We start from the raw sequence: 18,458 nt of genomic DNA, 5'->3' as shown, positions 1-18,458 counted from the left end.
TCCTGTAAGTACACGAAACGCTGCGAGAGATAAACGTGCTCGTTGGACCGTTTCACGTGAAACCCAGGCATGAAACTAGCCGCCAATAGGGATGGAATCCGTATGAGGCGGAGCCCACGGCTCACTGTACTGACCAGAAAAGATGTCTTGCGGGGAAACCTGCCGAATCCAAGGCCGCGATTAGCGCCAAAGCGGATAAACTAGTTGCGAGCGAAGGAGCGTTTAGATGGCCACACCACGTAGGCGCGGTCTCGGTAGGGGACTAGGTGCACTCATCGGGGCGAGCACCCCGCAGCAATCCGCCAGCGAAACTACAGCGAACAACGAAGATACAGAGCAACAAGCCAAGACCCGTACAGAGGCTGCGAAGGACGTGACTCGTACGAAGGCATCTTCTCAGTCCTCGGCTACATCTGCCGAGACCGGGTCTAAAAAGTCGAAGACTCAAGCAACACAAAAGTCTTCCACCCCTAAGGCAAAATCTGCGACGACCAAGACAGGTAGCGCTCAGGCGTCGCAGAGTAAGCCCACGTCGACCAAAGATGATGCGAAGGCAACCAAGAGTGAGGCGCGTACACCCGCTGCGAAATCTATAGCAAGCAACACAACTGGACGCTCTAAGGCGTCTGAGGTTTCACGTGAAACGCAGGCAACTTCAGCCTCCAATGTCCAGGGTGGTAAATCCGCGCGGAAAGCAACGGGGGATAAAGCTAACCACAAGCGGCGCCCTGTGGACTTCTTCTTCACCACCGAGGCGGATCGCAGCACTGAACATGATTCAGTAGACGGCAGTGGCGCCCACGAGACTAGGCGAGACTCGCGATCACGAATGTCTGTACCAGACGTGCTCTCGACTCGGAGTCAAGAGAGTGTTTCACGTGGAACGAGAGGCTCTGCTGGTAGCGGCGACATTGAGACGGCGACGGCAGGTGACGACTTAGTTGCAGTGCCAGGCGCGACGTTCAGCGAAATTCCCGTCGATGACATTCACCCGAACCGTAAACAGCCGCGGCAGGTATTCGACGAAGAAGAACTCGCTGAGCTAGTTCATTCGATCAAAGAGATCGGCCTGCTTCAACCGGTAGTCGTGCGGCCTTCACGCGAAGAAGGTGGACCACGGTATGAGTTGGTGATGGGTGAACGCCGCTGGCGCGCCACCCAAGAAGCAGGTTTCGATGTCATCCCTGCCATTATTCGGGAGACCGATGACTCTGACCTGCTCAGGGACGCCCTGCTCGAAAACCTTCACAGGTCTCAACTCAACCCGCTTGAAGAAGCAGCCGCGTATCAGCAGTTGATGGCTGAGTTTGAGTGTACTCAGGAGGAGTTGTCTGAACGCATCGGTCGTTCCCGTCCTCAGATCTCCAATACGATCCGGTTGCTACGCCTGCCAGCGTTGGTACAGCGCCGTGTGGCAGCAGGGGTTCTCTCGGCAGGTCATGCGCGCGCCATCCTGGCCCTGAGCAGCACCGAGGATATGGAAAAGCTGGCGCAACGTGTAGTCAACGAAGGCCTTTCTGTACGTGCGACTGAAGAGCTCGCTCAGGCTACTGAACGTCAGGGTGAGCCTCAGAAACGTCGGAAGGTTGCTGAGCCTCGCAGGCAGGAGCGGTTGGACTTCTTCGCCAACCAACTCCAAGACCGGCTCGAGACTAACGTCAAGATCACGCTTGGCGCCCGCAAGGGTAAGGTGCAAATTGACTTCGCCTCAGTTGATGACCTCAACCGCATCATGGGCATCATCAAGGGCGAGACAGGTCTCGGAGAGTAGCTCTTGTATTGCCCGCGTGAGTCCTTGACTGACGTGTTGACCGTGAAACGAGGTAGGGCCTGGTTCGGAAGCTATCCGAACCAGGCCCTACCTTTTGTGTCCCATAGTGGTGATGTGTCGTGACTGTATTGATGTGATAGTTCCGCCTTCCGCTTCTTGGTGGATGTTTCAGGACATCGTTCCGCGTTGTGCGGTCAGCAAAGACGGCTAGGGAACGTCTCTGCAGTATTGCGGATTCCGGTGTTCCCAGGGCTGTTTTGTTCCGGTTGCCGCTACTGCACACTGATGTATTCGTTGTTCCTGACCGCCGGGACAAGCTCATTTTGCCGCCGCCCGTGTCTTGACGTGGGATGCAATGACGGAAGGCTCGCACCTCGCCCCGTGATGTGAACGATGTCGTGACACATGGGTGAAGAAGTCGTGAGACGTGATTGGAAGAGTGTCATGAGAGATCTCTGGGGTGGACAGGGTGGTTGCGGGTGAACCCTGTCGGGAAACCAAACACTCATCAGACCTGCACATTGTTGCTGCAGTGGGTCATGACCCAAACACATTAATCCGTGCTATTGACTTCGTAGTTGCAGACGGTGTGGATCCCGTTGTATCAAACGAGCACCCACCGAGATACGCGGTAGCAGGGGAGTGGTTGTTTCATGTGAAACATTGGACGCGGATTGTCCGTCGGGCAGCGTTCAGATTCTTCATGAGGCAAGGTGTGCCGGCCGTTCCTGGCAACCACGTCGACGCAGGACCACGCAGCAACACGCAGAATCTGGTTTCCAGGACAGAAGTAATGAGTGGCGTCGGCAGTGCACATCAGCTGCAGATACAACAGAGGAAGACTGTTAGTCAGCACGAAACAGAATGTACTGAGTCGCGTCATCGTTACGCTATGCGAGGCGAGCATAGGTTGCGTGGAATATCAGAAGCGGTACGTTCGAGGCCGATGCGGGGGAGTGGTAGAGGCGCCGGATAAGACAGGACGAAGGAACGCTGGGCCAGTAGATGGCGGCTACATCAGCTAATAGGACCGGCGCCTGTCTGCAGATAGCACTGTCACTCACGCGTCCTGATTGCCAGTCTTTCGTGGGCGTCCACATGCGTGCGCACTCGTACCCGTGTGCCCAGACCAAGTTGACGCTGTGAAAGCTGAAGAAGGCACAAACAAGTGATTGCAAGCGACGGTCGAACGAGCCAGGCTCGTTGCACATACAACAGGGTCTCTCCATCGACGCGCAGGCCAAGTAGGAGACATGGAAAGGAACGGAGTATCGGGGCGGCTCAATGCCTCAGTATAGAAGGCTCAGAACACAGACGCCGAACAGAAGGCTCCGAACAGCAGACTCAGAGCAGATAACTTCGAACAACAGACCGGAGCAGGTGGCGCGGTACGGAGGATCGGTTAGGAACGCGACTGCGTATGCGAAGCGAGTGGATAAGAAGAGAGGGAGTCAGTTCCCACTGGAACTGACTCCCTCATGCATGTCTACGTTTCACGTGAAACGCTAGCTAGCTTCCGCCGTGTTTCACGTGGAACAAAGGAACGGCCGAGCTGCGGCATGTTTCATGTGAAACAAACCCAGTCGATTAGATGTGGTCCTTGAAGGCGTCGAGCAGCTGAGCCTTTGGCTTCGCACCGATAGAGGTAGCGACGTGCTCGCCACCCTTGAAAGCGAACACAGCAGGGATAGAGGTGATCCCGTACTTCGCGGCGATACCCTGGTTCTCGTCAACGTTGACCTTGACTACCTGCAGCTTCCCTCCGTTCTCTTCCTGGATCTCCTCGAGAACCGGTCCAAGGGCGCGGCAAGGGCCGCACCATTCTGCCCAGAAGTCCACCAGAACGGTCTTCTCATTCTTGAGGACCTTCTCCTCGAAATCTGCTTCAGTTACATCAATAACGTTGCTCATATCTACTCCTAAAACTCGATGGGAAAAGATTGTTGGGTTCGGGACAGACGCACGCTCTACCAGCGAGGCGGCTGCGGAACTGTGTACGGATCTCTATGTACGGAACTCGATGTACAAATCTATGGGGGGAGAGTGCGGCCTAGTTCTGGGGGAGGGCGGCCTAGCTCTCCTTCAGCGAAGCCAAGTAGTGCTCCACGTCAATGGCTGCGGTACAACCAGAACCTGCAGCCGTGATGGCTTGCCTATAGGTTGGGTCCACAACATCACCCGCAGCGAATACGCCAGGAATCTTGGTCTTAGAGGTACGGCCTTCAACTGCGATAGTGCCCTCGTCGGTGATATCGAGCTGCCCGGCAACCAACGAAACGCGAGGATCGGAACCAATAGCGATGAAAACACCAGATGCGTCCAGTTCACTCTCCGCGCCCGTCACCGTGTCACGTAGACGAACACCTGAAACCTTGTCATCACCCAGAATCTCTGTGACTTCGCTGTTCCACCGAACTTCGATGGAAGGATGGTTCAGTGCCCGATCAGCCATGATCTCCGAGGCACGGAACGAATCACGGCGGTGAACGATCGTAACCTTGGAAGCGAACTTCGTCAGGAAGAGCGCCTCCTCCATGGCAGAATCTCCGCCGCCAACAACAACGATCTCCTGATCACGGAAGAAGAAACCATCGCACGTGGCGCACCAGCTCACACCATGACCGGTGAGTCGCGTCTCCGACTCCAGCCCAAGCTCACGATACGCCGAGCCAGAAGCGACAATCACAGAACGCGCCTGGTAGATAGTGCCGTCACTGAGCACAACCTTCTTGACCTCGCCATCGAGCTCAAGAGCGGTAGCGTCATCGTAGATAACTTCAGCGCCAAAGCGTTCAGCCTGCTGCTGCATATTCGTCATCAGATCAGGACCCATGATCGCTTCAGGGAAGCCAGGGAAGTTCTCGATCTCAGTGGTCTTCATGAGCTCACCGCCGGCGTCGACGGAGCTCGCAATAACGATCGGTTTAAGATCAGCGCGGGCGGTATAGATCGCTGCCGTGTAACCGGCAGGACCGGAACCGACAATCACCACATCATGAATCTTTTCAGTGCTCACCTAACATGGCCTTTCATAGAGGACCCACCCGTCATGGGTCCCACGGTACTGACCGGCAGCCGCACATGACGTTACAAAACCCTAGGAGGACCGCCCAGCGTGGGCAGAATGCAACGCCAACACAAGCTGCGCTCACTCGTTAATAGAAACAAGAAACGCAGGTGAGCTATTCCAGAGCGGAAACGAATAACGCGCCCACAGTGCTAGTCCACTGAGGCGCGTTATCCATTCTGATGTGCTGAATCTACAAAGTGGTCCAGCACGGCGTCCACGGTGTCGCGGAACGGTACATTTACTCGACGTTGATCTCTGCGACAGTGAAACCATAAGGGCGTCCAGAAGGGCCACCGCTAGCAATCTTTGGAAGCTCGGTAATGTTGACGAAAACATACTTCCCTTCAACGCCTTTACCGAGCCCGGCTTCTAGGGTTGGGCCAGAGAACGAGCCTGAATAGGCTTCCTTAGCATCAGAAATGTTCTCCGTGTCACCCACTAGAATCTGCATGTTTCCGCCAACACCATTCAAGCCCTCAAGCTTGACTTGCTTGACAGACGCGGTCTCTTCAAGCTCCAGAACCAAAGCCATCGACTGAGCGTAGTTACCGAACTGCGGCGTGGTGTAGCTGTACGTCTGATAGGACGTCGCTAGCGAGCCATCGATCGCCTTCGGCAACTCGCCGTCAGTATCCGCATTCAATTCAGGCGCGCCAGGAACCAGACGGCTGATGGACTGAACAGCCGGTTTAACTTCCTTCTCCTTTTCCTTCTCGGAAGGAGATGGAGACTCAGAACCCCCTGAGTTCTCCGGCTTCTTCTTGTTCTCCTGAGAAGCAGAAGCAACAGGTGCCGGGGATTCCTTGTCTTTGGTGAGGTTTCCGACAGCGAAGACGACACCGCCGATCATCAGCAGGCCAAGCAGACCCCCGACGATCACACGGGTCAACTTGTTGCCGCTATCTTCCGGTTCAGCATCTTCGAACGCCTGCGACTGAGTGCCATCTGCGGAAGCGGCCGCGCCGCTTGCGCCCGCGCCAGCACCCGCAGCAGCTCCGGCACCGAACGCCTGGCGTGGGAAACGAGATGCAGGACGCATCTCGCCATCGCGCTCAGAAGCTTCACGGGCGGCACGCGCATCTGCATCCTCACGGCTTTCACGCATGCCAGGGGTGACGATGGGGTTCATCTCAGTCGGGACATCAGCGAAGTCAAAGCCGCCGAACCCAGTGAAACCACCCGCGGCTGCGCCCCCGCCAGTACCCCTTCCATCAGTACCCCTGCTACCGCTGCGACCGGTACCCCGACCAGTGTCCCGGTTCCGTGCGGACTCCTGGGAAGCCTCGCTGGCTGAGGTGGGCACGCTCGCGATCGGGCCGCTCTGATAAGAATCAGAAGCACCGGCAGACGATGGCTCAACAGGTGGAAGCTCCGAGGAGCCTAGGTTCTCGGGCTGAGTCTCGTGTGGGTCGCTGATCGCTGGATGCTGCGATCCAGCCCCAGCCCCGGCGTCACTGCCAGTGCCAGTGCCGGCGCTACTGCCAGTCCCGGCGCCAGAACCTGCACCGGCGCCAGAACCTGCACCTGCCGCTGCGCCAGCGCCGAAACCTGCTGCCCAGGCGCCGGAACCCTGCTCGTCATTGCTCTCATCATCGGTGTCCCAGGAGTCGTCGTAGACTTCCTGATTCCTGTTGCGGCGGTTGCGGAACCGGCCGGCGAAACCTGAGAACAACGGTTTGCGGGCTTGTTCGTGGGCGAGTTCTTCGTAGTATTCGGCGTCGTCGTCGTAGACCTGTGGTTCGTAGGAGCGGGATTCGCCGAAGATCTCGGAACCGAGTGTGTCGGTCATGAACGGTTCAACGTAGGGAGTGCCGTTCTCGATGACCAGGTCAAGCATGTCTGCCGCTTCAGCGTCAGCGGCGATGAGGTAGGTAGTGGACTGACTGATGCCGAGGTCGAGGACCTTCACCGGGGAGGGCCGGGTTTCGATCGCGATTTCGCGGGCGGCTACGGCGAGTCGGGTCGCGTTATGCGGTGCCGCAGTGAGGATGGAGACGGCGCGGTTGAGGACTTGGTCGGTGCCTGCGTACACGCGGTCGCCTTCTTCGGTCGCGACGATGAGCTCGCCAACCTGATAGCGCCCGCCTAATACGGTGCCGCTGTCGATCTCTTCCGACACGTTTACTCCTCGAACTCGACCAGCCTTGCCGGTCCTGGTTGGTGTGCGGTGCGGCTGGTGCGTTTGTGTTGGAAACTGTTTCTATTGTTCATGCTACCGGGGAAGTTCCTGCGGATGTGTTAGCGCGAAACCTTGAGTTTGCGCAAAACAGGGGCGAGGAAGTCGTCGAGTTCTGGGATGCGTGCCAGTTTGAGGATTCCGAGGTAGGCGGCGAGCATCACGATGCCGGTCATGCAGATGGTGGCGATGGCTGGCAGGTATCCGCTCCAGGCCCACCCGTAGTCGTAGGCGCCGAAGCTGTAGGCCAGTGTTGCTCCGATGAGGCCGGCGCCGACGGCGCACCACCCGATTTTGATGTATTGGTCCATGACGTGCCCGGCCCCGTAGTGGCCGTATTTTTTACGGATGGTGAGGTGGGCGACGATGGTGAGTGAGATGTGCGCGATGGGGAATGAGATGCACAGGGCTTGTGCGCGGATTTCCCATGGCACGCTGTAGGCGACCAAAATGGCGGCTGCCAGGGTCAGCGCGGAGTAGAACACCTGCAACAACATCGGGGTAAAAGTATCTTCTTTTGCATAGAAGACGCGCATAAGGAAGAAGTTATAAGACTGCCACGGAAGCCCCAGCGCCATCAAAAGAATCAACGTCGCCGTTGCGGAACCGGCTGCCGCGGACTGCACGCTGGTACCGCCGAAAAGCCTTCCAAGCGGACCAGCCAAAACGACCAAAGCGACCGTTGAGAACAGCATCGGGATGGCGATGGTCCTCAGGCCATGCGAAAGCAAGTGGCCTACGTCCTTGTCGCGTTTCTCGCTGAACGCGTTGCTGAACTCGTTGAACAGCACGGTAGCCAGCGATAGCGCGAAAAGGCTGTGGGGGAGGACCACAATCAACTGGGCCTGATTGAACGCGGTTTCACCAGGGATGGACGGGTTGCCTTCACGGACCGCGGTTGCGCCGGAGACGACCTTACCGGTGTAGAGGTTGACGATGTTGCCAAGCGCCATGGCTAACAGAGTCCAGGCAGCCATCTGGCCGACTTTACGCAGGCCCATTCCGCGGAAGCGGAAGTCAGGACGTAGGTTGAGCCCGAGCCGTTTCAATGGCCAGAACAATATGAGCGCTTGCGCTGCCACGCCCAGGGTTGCGCCACCGGCAAGCACCACGGTCTGGTGGGTGGTCCAGTTGGCGAAGTACAGATCAGAACGGCCGGTATAGGCGCCGAAGAAGAATATGTAGATCGCTAATGAGGCGACCTGGATGACGTTGTTAGCCACAGGTGCCCACATGTAGGCGCCGAAGCGGTGGTGGGCGTTCAAGACCTGGCCCACAACGGCGTATACCCCGTAGAAGAAGACCTGCGGCATGCACCAATAGGTGAATACGGTTCCGAGCGCGATCATCGCTTCTGACCACCCGGAGGACAAGATTCTTGTGAGTGTGTGGGCGCTGGCGGTCAAGACTGCGGTGAACGTAGCCATCACGAGGATCGTGAGCGTCAGTAGCTTGGATGTGTATTCGCTGCCGCGGTCAGCGTTCTTTGACGCTTTGATCAGCTGCGGCACGAGGATGACGTTGAAAACGCCGCCTGCCAGCAGCATGAAGATGATCGTGGGCATCGTATTCGATTTCTCGAAGATGTCTGCCACGTGGGTTGTTGAGCCGATCGCGATGGCGAGCATCGCGGTGCGCATGAATCCGAGTACCCGGGAGATGAGGGTACCGGAGGCCATGAGGGCGACTGCTTTGCCTCGGCGATTGGATGCGCCTGCGCTTGTTTCGTTTCCGAGGTCGGGGGTCTTGGACTGTGCGGAGGCGTTAGTGCTCTCAGAGCTCATGCGTCTCGATTACCTCTCGGGCCATTTCGGCGATTCTGCGTTCGTTGAGGAAGGTGAGTCGGCGCGGGAGCTCGACTAGGGGGACCCAGTCCACGTCAACAGCCTCATGGTCTGGGTCGTTTTCGATGGTGAGTTCGCCACCGGTTGCTATAAGAAGGAAGTGGTGAACGGTTTTGTGGACCCTGTATTGGGGGACCATGAACCAGTAGTCGATGGATCCGAGGGGCACGAGGATTTGCCCTTGGATGCCGGTTTCTTCAGCGATTTCGCGTACTGCGGCTTGTTCGTGTGTTTCTTGGCCTTCTGGGTGTCCTTTAGGTAGACACCATTCGAGGCGGCCTGCGCGGTTGTAGCGCGCAATGATGGCTACGCGCAGGTCAGGGGAGTCGGGATCGATGACGATTCCGCCTGCGGATACCTCTTCAACTGTTGGTGTTGAGGGGGATAAACGCTGTGATGCCCGCAGTGTGCGGGTACGTTCCCACGCCAAAGCAGCCGTCAACGGCGTGCGGCGCTGTGGGTTCGGAACGTGGTCACTCATATCGGACACTTTAGCTAATACAGCTTGAGGCTCTCAGGGTGCCGTGCCGTTTAGAGGTAATTTTGGTTGGCTCGGCTCGGGTTCTTTCCGCGATATCTGGAAAGATAAGGAGCGTGATTCAGCTACGTGATGTGCAGTTGCCGGCGCTTGCCCTTGAGTTGGGTGAGCGGTTTATTGCTGCCGGTTTTGAGTTGGCGCTGGTTGGTGGGCCGGTGCGTGACCTGTTTTTGGGGCGGGCGGCACCTGATTTGGATTTTACGACGAACGCGACTCCGGATCAGATTCTGGATGTGGTGCGTGGTTGGGCTGAGGCGACGTGGGATGTGGGCCGTGAGTTCGGCACGATCGCTTTGCGCAAGCGTGGTGAGGATATTGAGATCACTACGTATAGGGCTGATGTCTACGATGCGGGTTCGCGTAAGCCGCATGTGCGGTTTGGTGAGAAGCTCGAGGATGATTTGGCTCGCCGTGATTTCACGGTCAATGCGATGGCGTTGCGGTTGCCTGCCGGTGAGTTGGTGGATCCGTTCGGTGGGCGCGCGGATGTCGAGGCCGGTATTCTGCGTACGCCGTCTGGCCCGGAGATTTCGTTTTCGGATGATCCTTTGCGGATGATGCGGGGCGCCCGTTTCGTGTCTCAGCTGGGTTTTGAGTTGGCTGGGCCGGAGCGTTCGGCGATGCAGCAAATGGCAGCGCGCTTGGAGATTGTCTCTGCTGAGCGGGTTCGGGATGAGCTGAATAAGTTGATGTTGGGTTCTGATCCGGCCTCGGGGTTGCATGTGATGGTGACAACGGGTTTGGCTGACTATGTGCTCCCTGAGTTGCCTGCGTTGCAGATGGCGACGGATGCGAATCATCACCATAAGGATGTGTATCAGCATTCGTTGACTGTTTTGCGGCAAGCGATCGAGCATGAGGGCACGTCTGCTGACGATGCGGTGCCTGGCCCTGACTTGGTGTTGCGTTTGGCGGCACTTCTGCACGATATCGGTAAGCCGGCTACGCGCCGGTTTGAGAACGGTGCGGTGAGCTTCCGTAACCACGAGGTTGTGGGCGCGAAGATGGCGCGTAAGCGTTTGCGTGCGTTGCGCTATGACAATGCGACGATCAAGGCCGTGGTGCGGCTGGTTGAGTTGCACATGCGTTTTTATGGTTATGCGGATGTCGCGTGGTCGGATTCTGCGGTGCGTCGTTACGTGAATGATGCCGGTGATGTTTTGAGCCGCCTGCATTTACTCACCCGTTCTGATGTGACGACGCAGAATCGGCGTAAGGCTGAACGGCTTGAGCATGCTTATGACGATCTTGAGCGCCGCATCGAGGAGCTCGCCGAGCAGGAGGCGTTGGATGCGATCCGCCCAGACCTGAATGGGCAGCAGATCATGGAGATCCTAGACATCAAGCCGGGCCCTGTTGTGGGGCGGGCCTATAAGTTCTTGCTTGAGAGGCGCCTGGACCGCGGGCCGGTCTCAGAGGAGCAAGCGAAACAAGAGCTGCTCGAGTGGTGGGCTGAACAGGACGCCTAGGCTAACTACTTACAGCGATGCGGGGCGCCACCAACAGCTGGTGGCGCCCCGCATCGTTCTCCCCGTCGGCTGTTGCCCTGGGGCTCATGCCTGATGTTTAGGAGTCTTTTTCGCCGCGGATGAAGGCTTCGACGTCGGCATGTGCTTGTTCGTCGTTGACCTGCACTGGAGGCGACTTCATGAAGTAGGAGGAAGCCGAAAGCAGCGGGCCGCCGATGCCGCGGTCCAGGCCGATCTTCGCAGCGCGGATCGCGTCGATGATGACACCAGCGGAGTTAGGGGAGTCCCACACTTCGAGCTTGTATTCGAGCGAGACCGGGGCGTCGCCGAAGTTGCGGCCTTCGAGGCGTACGAAAGCCCACTTGCGGTCATCGAGCCAGCCAACATAGTCGGACGGGCCGATGTGAACGTCGCGTTCGGCGAGCTTCGCGGACGTGTTCGAGGTGACGGCCTGGGTCTTGGAGATCTTCTTGGATTCGAGGCGTTCACGCTCGAGCATGTTCTTGAAGTCCATGTTGCCGCCCACGTTGAGCTGGTAGGTGCGGTCAAGGATCACGCCGCGGTCTTCGAAGAGCTTGGCCATGACGCGGTGCGTGATGGTTGCGCCGATCTGGGACTTGATGTCGTCACCGACGATGGGCACGCCGGCTTCACGGAACTTCTCGGCCCATTCGGTGGTTCCGGCAATGAACACTGGGAGCGCGTTGACGAACGCGACGCGGGCGTCAATCGCGCACTGGGCGTAGAACTTATTCGCTTCCTCGGAGCCGACAGGCAGGTAGGAGACCAAAACATCAACGTCGGCTTCCTTGAGAGCCGCGACGACGTCAACTGGTTCTTCGGTGGACTCTTCGATGGTCTCGCGGTAGTACTTGCCGAGGCCGTCGAGGGTGTGGCCGCGCTGGACCGTCACGCCGGTTTTCGGGACGTCGCAGAGTTTGATCGTGTTGTTTTCGGATGCTTGAATCGCGTCGGCGAGGTCGAGCCCAACCTTCTTGGCGTCAACATCGAATGCCGCAACGAAGTTCACATCGTTGACGTGGTAGTCGCCGAACTGCACGTGCATCAGACCCGGGATGGTCTGGTCTACTGCGGCGTCTTTGTAGTATTCAACGCCTTGCACGAGCGAGGTCGCACAATTGCCGACGCCCACGATAGCGACGCGGATTGCGTTATCCGACACGGAAACCGTCTCCTTGGAAATAGAGAATAAAGGCACCGCGAAAGCGGCACTTGAGATCTGCGCTCAGTTTAGTTCATGGCCCGCGCAAAGTTCGTCTATGTCACAGGGGCAACAAGTCACCGAGCGCCACACGTCGTCACAGGGGCAACATGTCGCCGGGCAACGCGGCTCACGCGTGTGCGGCATCCCACACACGCGTGAGCCGTATTGAGCGCGAGTGCTGGAGCGGCTATGCGCGGACGGCGTTGCGTACGTTGCGTGCCGCTTTCCACACGGGTGCCGGAAGGGCGGTTTTCAGGCGTGCGCGCCATGCGCGGGTGCGGGCGCGGGCCATCGCGGCTGCTGAGACGTCGAGGTAGCCCTTGCGTGCCGCATCGGCTAGTGCTGCGAGTTCGTGTTCCATGTCGCGGCGGTGTGCGGCCTTGACGTCTTCCGGGGTGTGGAAGTAGTTGCGGCGCAGCCACTGTTGGTTGGCGTGCGGGATGTTGAGGTCCTGCATTTCCTCGAGTGTCATGAGGAGGCCGGATTCGCTGAACATCGCGTTGAGTAGCTTCTTGGTGACTCCGAAGTCGGAGATGATCCCGACCCGCAGCCCGCGGTCGATCGCCTCGACCGCCGCCGTTGAAGACACGGTCACGAGTGCCGAACCTGGCGTGAGGCGTTCGGCGAGTGAACCGGTCTGGAAGTCCAGCAGGCTCTGGTCCTCGCCGGTTTCGGCGCAGTAGTTCTCCCACAGGTAGTCGTAGGGGAAGCGTTCGATGTGGGTCTGCGGTTCCCCACGCAACGCACGTAGCTTGACGATGACCTCAACCTCAGGATGTTTGCGCTTGGTCTCTGCCAGGGCTTTGAGGATTTCGAGGCGCTGGAATTGCTTGAATGGCATTTTCGCTTGTGGCGCGAAGACGATGCGGTTGACGGGGGTCTCGTCTGGCTCGGGCGGCTCATGGTGGCTTAGCATCGGGAGCCTGCCGACTGCGAAGCTCGGCGGAAGGATATTCTCTTCCTCGAGCGGCGGGGTGGGGGCGTGGCCTTGCTCTTGAGCCGCTTTGACGATTTCTGGTGCGTCGGCTGGGTCTGGCTCGTCGATCGCTGGGCGTTCAGGGTCCAAGCCGGCTTCCTCCACAGCCTCGGAGTCTTCGTCGGCCTCAGCGTCACCGGCGGCCCCGGCATCATAGGCCCCGCCATCGTAGGCCCCGGAACCGAAGCCATTGCCGCCAAAGCTGCTGTGACTACCGAATCCGCTGTCGAAGCTGCCGTTCGGGAGGACGGCGCGCGGGGTGATCCCGTCGAGGCTCATCTTCTCACCGAGGATTGCAAACGCGTCGGCTTCTGCGAGGGAGTGGACCATGAACGTGTCGGAGAGTTCACGGAAGCCCAGCGCGCGCGAGGTTGCCGGGAAAGCGATGCCTGGTAGCGCGGTGATCAGCGCCGGGCGGTTTTTGAGGGACGCGAAGTGGATGAGTACTTCGCGGGCGATCGGCCCGGTAGCGGCAACCAGCACGACGTCCGGCATCGGGTTGAGGTTGGTGGAGAGCTTGCGCACCGGTACGACGGCGGGCGGCCGGCCTTCGAGGAACGTTCCGGCTAGTGCAGCACGGGTTTGTACGGAGGTCGGGATCACGTGTGAGCGCACGACCACTACTTGGCGCCGCCAGTCTTTGAGCTGGTCAAGGAAATGGACGGCGTATTTGAGGTATGAGTCGGAGTCTGCGATGGCCGCGATGGTCCTAACCGTCATGTTTTTCCTTACCTTGTTTGAGTGAGACGGATGAAAGAAGGTGTTGCCTGAGTGCTGGTGTCGCCTGCGGGGTCCACCACGAGTCTGGGATGCGTTTATATGTCACGTCGATGCCGCGCCCGGCCAGCAGGATGCGTAGCGAAGTCACCGCGGTCGAGGGCAGGGATATGACGCGTTGGAGGGGGCGTAAGCCGCTGAGCCGCAGTTCTACCGGGGTTGTGACGTCTTGGACGTTGACGCCCGGGATCGCGCGGATCTTCTCGAGCAGTTCGCCTTTTTCTCGCCGGTGCGGGAAGTAGGCCAACGGGGTGTCGGCGGCTAGTTGGGTGATCCAGTCGATGTAGGGTTCGGCACCGATGAGGCCGTCATAGGCGAGCGCTGAACCGATCAGCATGGTTTGTTCGCAGAAGGTCTCTTCTGCAGGCTGGCTCCTGGCCCATTCGAAAGCATGGTGTTCAACGCGTACGCCGATGTTGGTGAGCCGCTGCGAGAGCTCCGGTACGAGCGGTAGCGCGGTGATGAGCAGTACGCGGTTGTTTTTGGCGGCCCACCGGAGCCGGTGCCACGCCGTGAGCCCGAGGGCGAGGCGCCCGATGGTTTTCTTACCGCGGTCTCGCACGAGCGGCGTGGGCTTAGGGTCGGTGAGTTTGTCGAGGAACGCGAGCGTGGCGAGGCCGTCATCGACGATGATGATTTCACGCTCGCCGAGTGGGCCCAGCATCGCTCTTTGGACTCGCCCGGAGAGCATATCCCCGGCACCCCACCGGTTCATGGGGGTTGAGCCGATGGGGGTGATGTCTTGGCCTTCGGCGCTGATGGTGACGCCTTCGGGTACGTGCCGGTTGAGGACTTCGACTGTTTTCCCGATACCTGGGATGCCAGGGCGGATGCGCACGGTGGTTGAGGTTCCGGTGAGGCCGGCCGCGTGAGCTTCGATGGCGCTGAGCAGCTGGAGTGGGGATTCAACCCAGATTTCGCTGGTGCCGAGCCTGGGGCGAGGTGTTTCCTGTTGGGCGCGAGCCGCGCGCGGTGACCGGGGCTTGCGTGAGTTTTTCATTGTTGTTTCTGGTGGCCTGGCGGTTTCCGGTTACCCTGCGCTGTCCGATTACCCTGCGCTGTCCGATTACCCAGCGCGGAGAGGGCTTTGACGGCCGCCTTGGATGGGACCTTGAGCAGCTTGGAGGTCTGAACCTTGTTCTTGAGGGCGTTGAAGTTTTTGGCCCCCATCGCGTTACCGAGGTGACCTACGAGGCGCTCGTAGGTGTTGGTCGGGTTGGTTTTCATGAGGTTGAGCTGATACAGCCGGGTTTTACGCAGGTAGAGCTTTCGCAACTCGGGGTCTGAGGTGCAGAACTCGAACGCCTCTGGGTAGAGGGCCTTCATCCGTTCGGGCTGCATCGTGTAAGCGACCGTGTTCAGAAGTGCCTGGAGGCGGCCTTCCTTGGAAGGGTCGTCCGCTGGTGCTGGGATGCCGCGGTGGAACAGCGCGTCAGCAAGCATGACGGGTACGCGGTTGGAGTTCGGGTACGGGTTGAGGTTGTGGATCACATCCTCGGCCCCTACCGCTACCGCGGGGATGTTGTAGCCGTAGCGCAGTGTTGCTAGTGCGGTCGAGAAGATCGAGACCGCCACGACTGGTTTGATCCAGGTGGCGACGATTTCTGCCGGCACGGTATCGGTGATCTCGACGTATTCGAGGCCGAGGGATTCCACGACTTCCCGGGTCACGATGCGTGAAGTGTAGGAGGCCGATGGGTGCGGCTTGAACGCGATGACCCCTGCGCCGGCATCGAGCGCTGCCTGCGCCATGCGGGTGGTCAGTTCGTGCTCTTCTTCATCGGTGATGAGCCGCAACTCATTGAGGTATTGCCCCAGGATCAGCCCGGCAGGTTTACCCGAGGCCATGATGCTCGCGCACGCAGCTGACGGTTCAACCTTGTTAGCCCACGCATCGATCACGCGAGTGAAGTGTTCAAGCCCCACCGCATCGGAGGCTGCACCCCATTCCGCGCCGTAGAGCGGCTTGAGGCCAGGCACGATGTCCAGGTGCACCACGCGGTCCAAACGCGAACCGATCTCGATGGGCAGGGGATCACGCAGCGGCCCGTAGGCCATGAGCCCGTCGGCGTGGACGGTGATAGGCGCGTCGTGGAAGACGGTCGCGAGCGCCCGGCCAGGGTTGACCTGGAGGGATTCAAGCCACAAAGAGATTTCCGATGCGTGGCCCGGCTGGGTCAGGGGCAGATCGAAATACTTGCAGAACAGTTGCCGCCACATCGGCGCCTCTACTTGGCGTGGGGAGAACTGGTGCGGACGCAGCGGGCGAATGAATTCGCCGAGGTTGATGACACGGTCAAAGCGTGAGGCGAGCTCTTCGAAACCGGTCGCCCCGGTGATCCCGGGGACCAGTTCTGGTTGGCGGGTTGAGTCAACCACGCACAGCACGCGGTCGCCGTCTTCAGGGACTGCGCCGGCGTCGATCATCGCGGCGAGAGAGGCCACCTGGTAGAGGGTTGAAGCCTGGAAAAGCTGAGTCATCGGCTGCTCTTTGCTGTATCAGAAGCGGGGGCGGTATCAGAGGCGGGGGAAGCGGGAGGCCGGAACGAGAGCAAAGCGGCCATGAAACCTGCGCCCTCAATTTCCTTTTTCACTTCCGGTAGCACGGGGCCCAGGAGCTTGAGGCGTTTAGGGCCCATCTCTTTCACGGTCTGGATGATGAGCGCGCGATCGAATTTGCCTGCAGTGGCCCGGATCTCGGTTCTCATTTGCTCCTGGAGTTCGCTGCTCAACCGATCCTTACGTTCAAGCTGGAAGCACGTGATCGCCAGGAACTGGCGGGCGAGCTTCGGCATGAAACGCTCGCCTTCGGCGTCCTTAATGAGCAGGTCAGCCATCTTCCCGAACGCGCGGGCGAAGTGCAGCTGACGTTCGTCACCGACCTGGGTGAGCGTTGTGGCAAGGCCGCGGCGCCACATCGTAGTGGGGCCTTCGATGAAAGCGCACGTGGATGCCGCGAGCATCACGCCCCACAGCCACAAGCGGTCTTCGGCGGTCGAGAGGCTTTCGTCGAAACGCATCACATCGAGTACGTCGTGGAGACGGCGGTGATACATTCCGGCAGCGACCCACGGGTTGTCGATGATGGTGCTGTTGTTGGGCGGCATGATGAAGTCCCGCGGGTTCTCCACGGTCCCGATGCGCCCGGTTGGCAAGTTGCGTACAGTGCGTGTCCCGTTTTTCTCTTCGATCATCGGCACACGGATGAAGTCCACGCCGAGGCGTTGCATCGCCTCAGCCCGAACACTTAGGCTGAGTGGCTCAAGCCAGTCGTCCCCATCCAGGAACGCGATATAGGTTCCACGGGCCACTTCGAGGCCCCGGTTGCGGGCGGCAGAGACGCCGAGCGCAACCGGGTTCCTCAGAAGTGTCAGACGCGGAAGAAGCGGACGGAACGAATCGATGACGTCCTCTACGTCTTCCTCGGAACCGTCATCGACCACGATGACGTGCAGCTGATCTTCTTGACCGGCAGGCATCTGCCGGGTTGTGGAGACGAGCGTGTCCGGTAGCAGGTGTTTCTGATTGTGGGTTGTCACAATCAGCGAGATCTGCTCGGGCTGATCCGAACGTGCCTCGGTTGGTGCTGCGGCAGCAGTCACGGCTCCTCCAATATCTACGCGGTCTGGGTTGAAACGCGGTCTGGGTTGATGTGCGCTTAGCCGACCTTGACTGCCATTGGGTCTTCGGTCACGCGGCGCAGCGAATCCTTCTTAGCTGCCTCGCCTGGCATGACGCGCTTGCGGCCGTCACCCATTGCCTTTTCAAGGATGCGGATGTCGGTGACCAGCTGCTCGAAAGCGCGTGGCTCAAGGGAAGCGGCCTGGTCGGAGCCCCACATCGTGCGGTCGAGGGTGATGTGGCGTTCCACGGTCACAGCGCCTAGAGCGACAGCCGCCAGGGAGATCTGCAGGCCGTCCTCGTGGCCCGAGTAGCCCACTGGGACGCCGTAGCGGTCTTCGAGGGTCGTGATCGAGCGGAGGTTGGCTTCCTCTGGTGGCATCGGGTAGGTCGAGCACGAGTGCATCAGAACGAGGTTATCGGTTCCGAGGATCGCTACGGCCTCGTCGATCTCTGCCAGGGTGGACATGCCGGTCGAGAGCAGCAGTGGCTTGCCGGTCTGCTGGAGTGCGCGCAGCATCTCCTTATCGGTCACGGATGCGGACGCGATCTTGTGGGTGACAACGCCCAAGTCTTCGAGGAATTCGACGGATGGGACGTCCCATGGGGAAGCGAAGCAGTGCAGGTCCTGCGCTGCCGCGTACTGCATGAGCTCCTTGTATTCCTTCTCACCGAACTCGACGCGGTGCTTGTACTCCATGTAGGTCATTTCGCCCCATGGGGTCTGGCGTGGCTTGTTGCGCATGTGCTCCGGGACAGCGATCTCCGGGGTGCGCTTCTGGAACTTCACTGCATCGGCGCCGGCGTCAGCTGCCACGTCGATGAGCTGCTTTGCGATGTCGACGTCACCGTTGTGGTTGATGCCGATTTCACCGATGACGTAGACAGGCTGGTCTACGCCGAGGGTCTTCTCGCCGATCTGAACGGTCTTAGCTGGGTGCTTCGTCATTTCTTTGAGTCCTTTCACAAGGGAGCCGTTATGGCTTGAAGT

General features: G+C 59.3%; 13 protein-coding genes. 2 read left to right on the top strand and 11 right to left on the bottom strand.

All coding sequences use genetic code 11. The annotated features are described in order from the left end of the window. The first annotated feature begins 226 nt into the window (after positions 1-226). Entirely contained in the window at positions 227-1,771 is a 1,545-nt protein-coding gene (locus HMPREF3175_RS06315) for a ParB/RepB/Spo0J family partition protein (protein ID WP_083289460.1), read from the top strand. A gap of 1,587 nt (positions 1,772-3,358) precedes the next feature. Here HMPREF3175_RS06315 and trxA read toward each other — a convergent pair. The 5 genes from trxA to HMPREF3175_RS06290 form a co-directional block, all read right to left on the bottom strand. Beyond that, positions 3,359-3,682 (bottom strand): thioredoxin, encoded by a 324-nt coding sequence (gene trxA / locus HMPREF3175_RS06310; protein ID WP_070491313.1) that lies wholly within the window; start codon positions 3,680-3,682, stop codon positions 3,359-3,361. Positions 3,683-3,842: 160 nt separating this feature from the next. Beyond that, a complete protein-coding gene (gene trxB / locus HMPREF3175_RS06305) occupies positions 3,843-4,787 on the bottom strand; it encodes a thioredoxin-disulfide reductase (protein WP_035755745.1) in 945 nt (314 codons plus the stop codon). A 292-nt stretch (positions 4,788-5,079) separates the two neighbouring features. Beyond that, positions 5,080-6,960, bottom strand: a complete 1,881-nt coding sequence (locus HMPREF3175_RS10310) for a hypothetical protein (RefSeq protein ID WP_070491311.1) — start codon at positions 6,958-6,960, stop codon at positions 5,080-5,082. A 119-nt stretch (positions 6,961-7,079) separates the two neighbouring features. Beyond that, positions 7,080-8,801, bottom strand: coding sequence for a murein biosynthesis integral membrane protein MurJ (gene murJ / locus HMPREF3175_RS06295; protein ID WP_083285466.1), 1,722 nt, complete (start codon positions 8,799-8,801; stop codon positions 7,080-7,082). Next, positions 8,791-9,342, bottom strand: a complete 552-nt coding sequence (locus tag HMPREF3175_RS06290; RefSeq protein ID WP_083285482.1) for an NUDIX hydrolase — start codon at positions 9,340-9,342, stop codon at positions 8,791-8,793. Before HMPREF3175_RS06290 ends, murJ begins: the two co-directional genes overlap by 11 nt. A 113-nt stretch (positions 9,343-9,455) precedes the next feature. Between HMPREF3175_RS06290 and HMPREF3175_RS06285 the strand changes: the two genes are divergently transcribed. Beyond that, positions 9,456-10,868, top strand: coding sequence for a CCA tRNA nucleotidyltransferase (locus HMPREF3175_RS06285; protein ID WP_083289459.1), 1,413 nt, complete (start codon positions 9,456-9,458; stop codon positions 10,866-10,868). Positions 10,869-10,965: 97 nt separating this feature from the next. On the opposite strand, the gene HMPREF3175_RS06280 is transcribed toward HMPREF3175_RS06285, so the two are convergent. From HMPREF3175_RS06280 to HMPREF3175_RS06255, 6 genes are all read right to left on the bottom strand, one after another. After that, entirely contained in the window at positions 10,966-12,051 is a 1,086-nt protein-coding gene (locus HMPREF3175_RS06280; protein ID WP_035755750.1) for an inositol-3-phosphate synthase, read from the bottom strand. 229 nt (positions 12,052-12,280) lie between these two features. Continuing rightward, complete coding sequence (locus tag HMPREF3175_RS06275) at positions 12,281-13,789, bottom strand: DUF6716 putative glycosyltransferase (RefSeq protein WP_070491310.1); 1,509 nt, start codon at positions 13,787-13,789, stop codon at positions 12,281-12,283. After that, a complete protein-coding gene (locus HMPREF3175_RS06270) occupies positions 13,779-14,846 on the bottom strand; it encodes a hypothetical protein (protein WP_070491308.1) in 1,068 nt (355 codons plus the stop codon). Before HMPREF3175_RS06270 ends, HMPREF3175_RS06275 begins: the two co-directional genes overlap by 11 nt. Further along, complete coding sequence (locus HMPREF3175_RS06265) at positions 14,843-16,327, bottom strand: polysialyltransferase family glycosyltransferase (protein WP_070491306.1); 1,485 nt, start codon at positions 16,325-16,327, stop codon at positions 14,843-14,845. The genes HMPREF3175_RS06270 and HMPREF3175_RS06265 overlap by 4 nt, the downstream gene beginning before the upstream one ends. Beyond that, positions 16,324-17,448, bottom strand: coding sequence for a glycosyltransferase family 2 protein (locus HMPREF3175_RS06260; protein ID WP_070491304.1), 1,125 nt, complete (start codon positions 17,446-17,448; stop codon positions 16,324-16,326). The genes HMPREF3175_RS06265 and HMPREF3175_RS06260 overlap by 4 nt, the downstream gene beginning before the upstream one ends. Before the next feature lie 56 nt (positions 17,449-17,504). Continuing rightward, complete coding sequence (locus tag HMPREF3175_RS06255; protein WP_070491302.1) at positions 17,505-18,416, bottom strand: N-acetylneuraminate synthase family protein; 912 nt, start codon at positions 18,414-18,416, stop codon at positions 17,505-17,507. Positions 18,417-18,458 lie beyond the last annotated feature (42 nt).

This window comes from Arthrobacter sp. HMSC08H08 (assembly GCF_001807575.1).
Classification (GTDB): domain Bacteria; phylum Actinomycetota; class Actinomycetes; order Actinomycetales; family Micrococcaceae; genus Pseudoglutamicibacter; species Pseudoglutamicibacter albus.
Note: the sequence above shows the minus strand (reverse complement) of the source record. Positions and strands in the feature narration are given on the sequence as shown.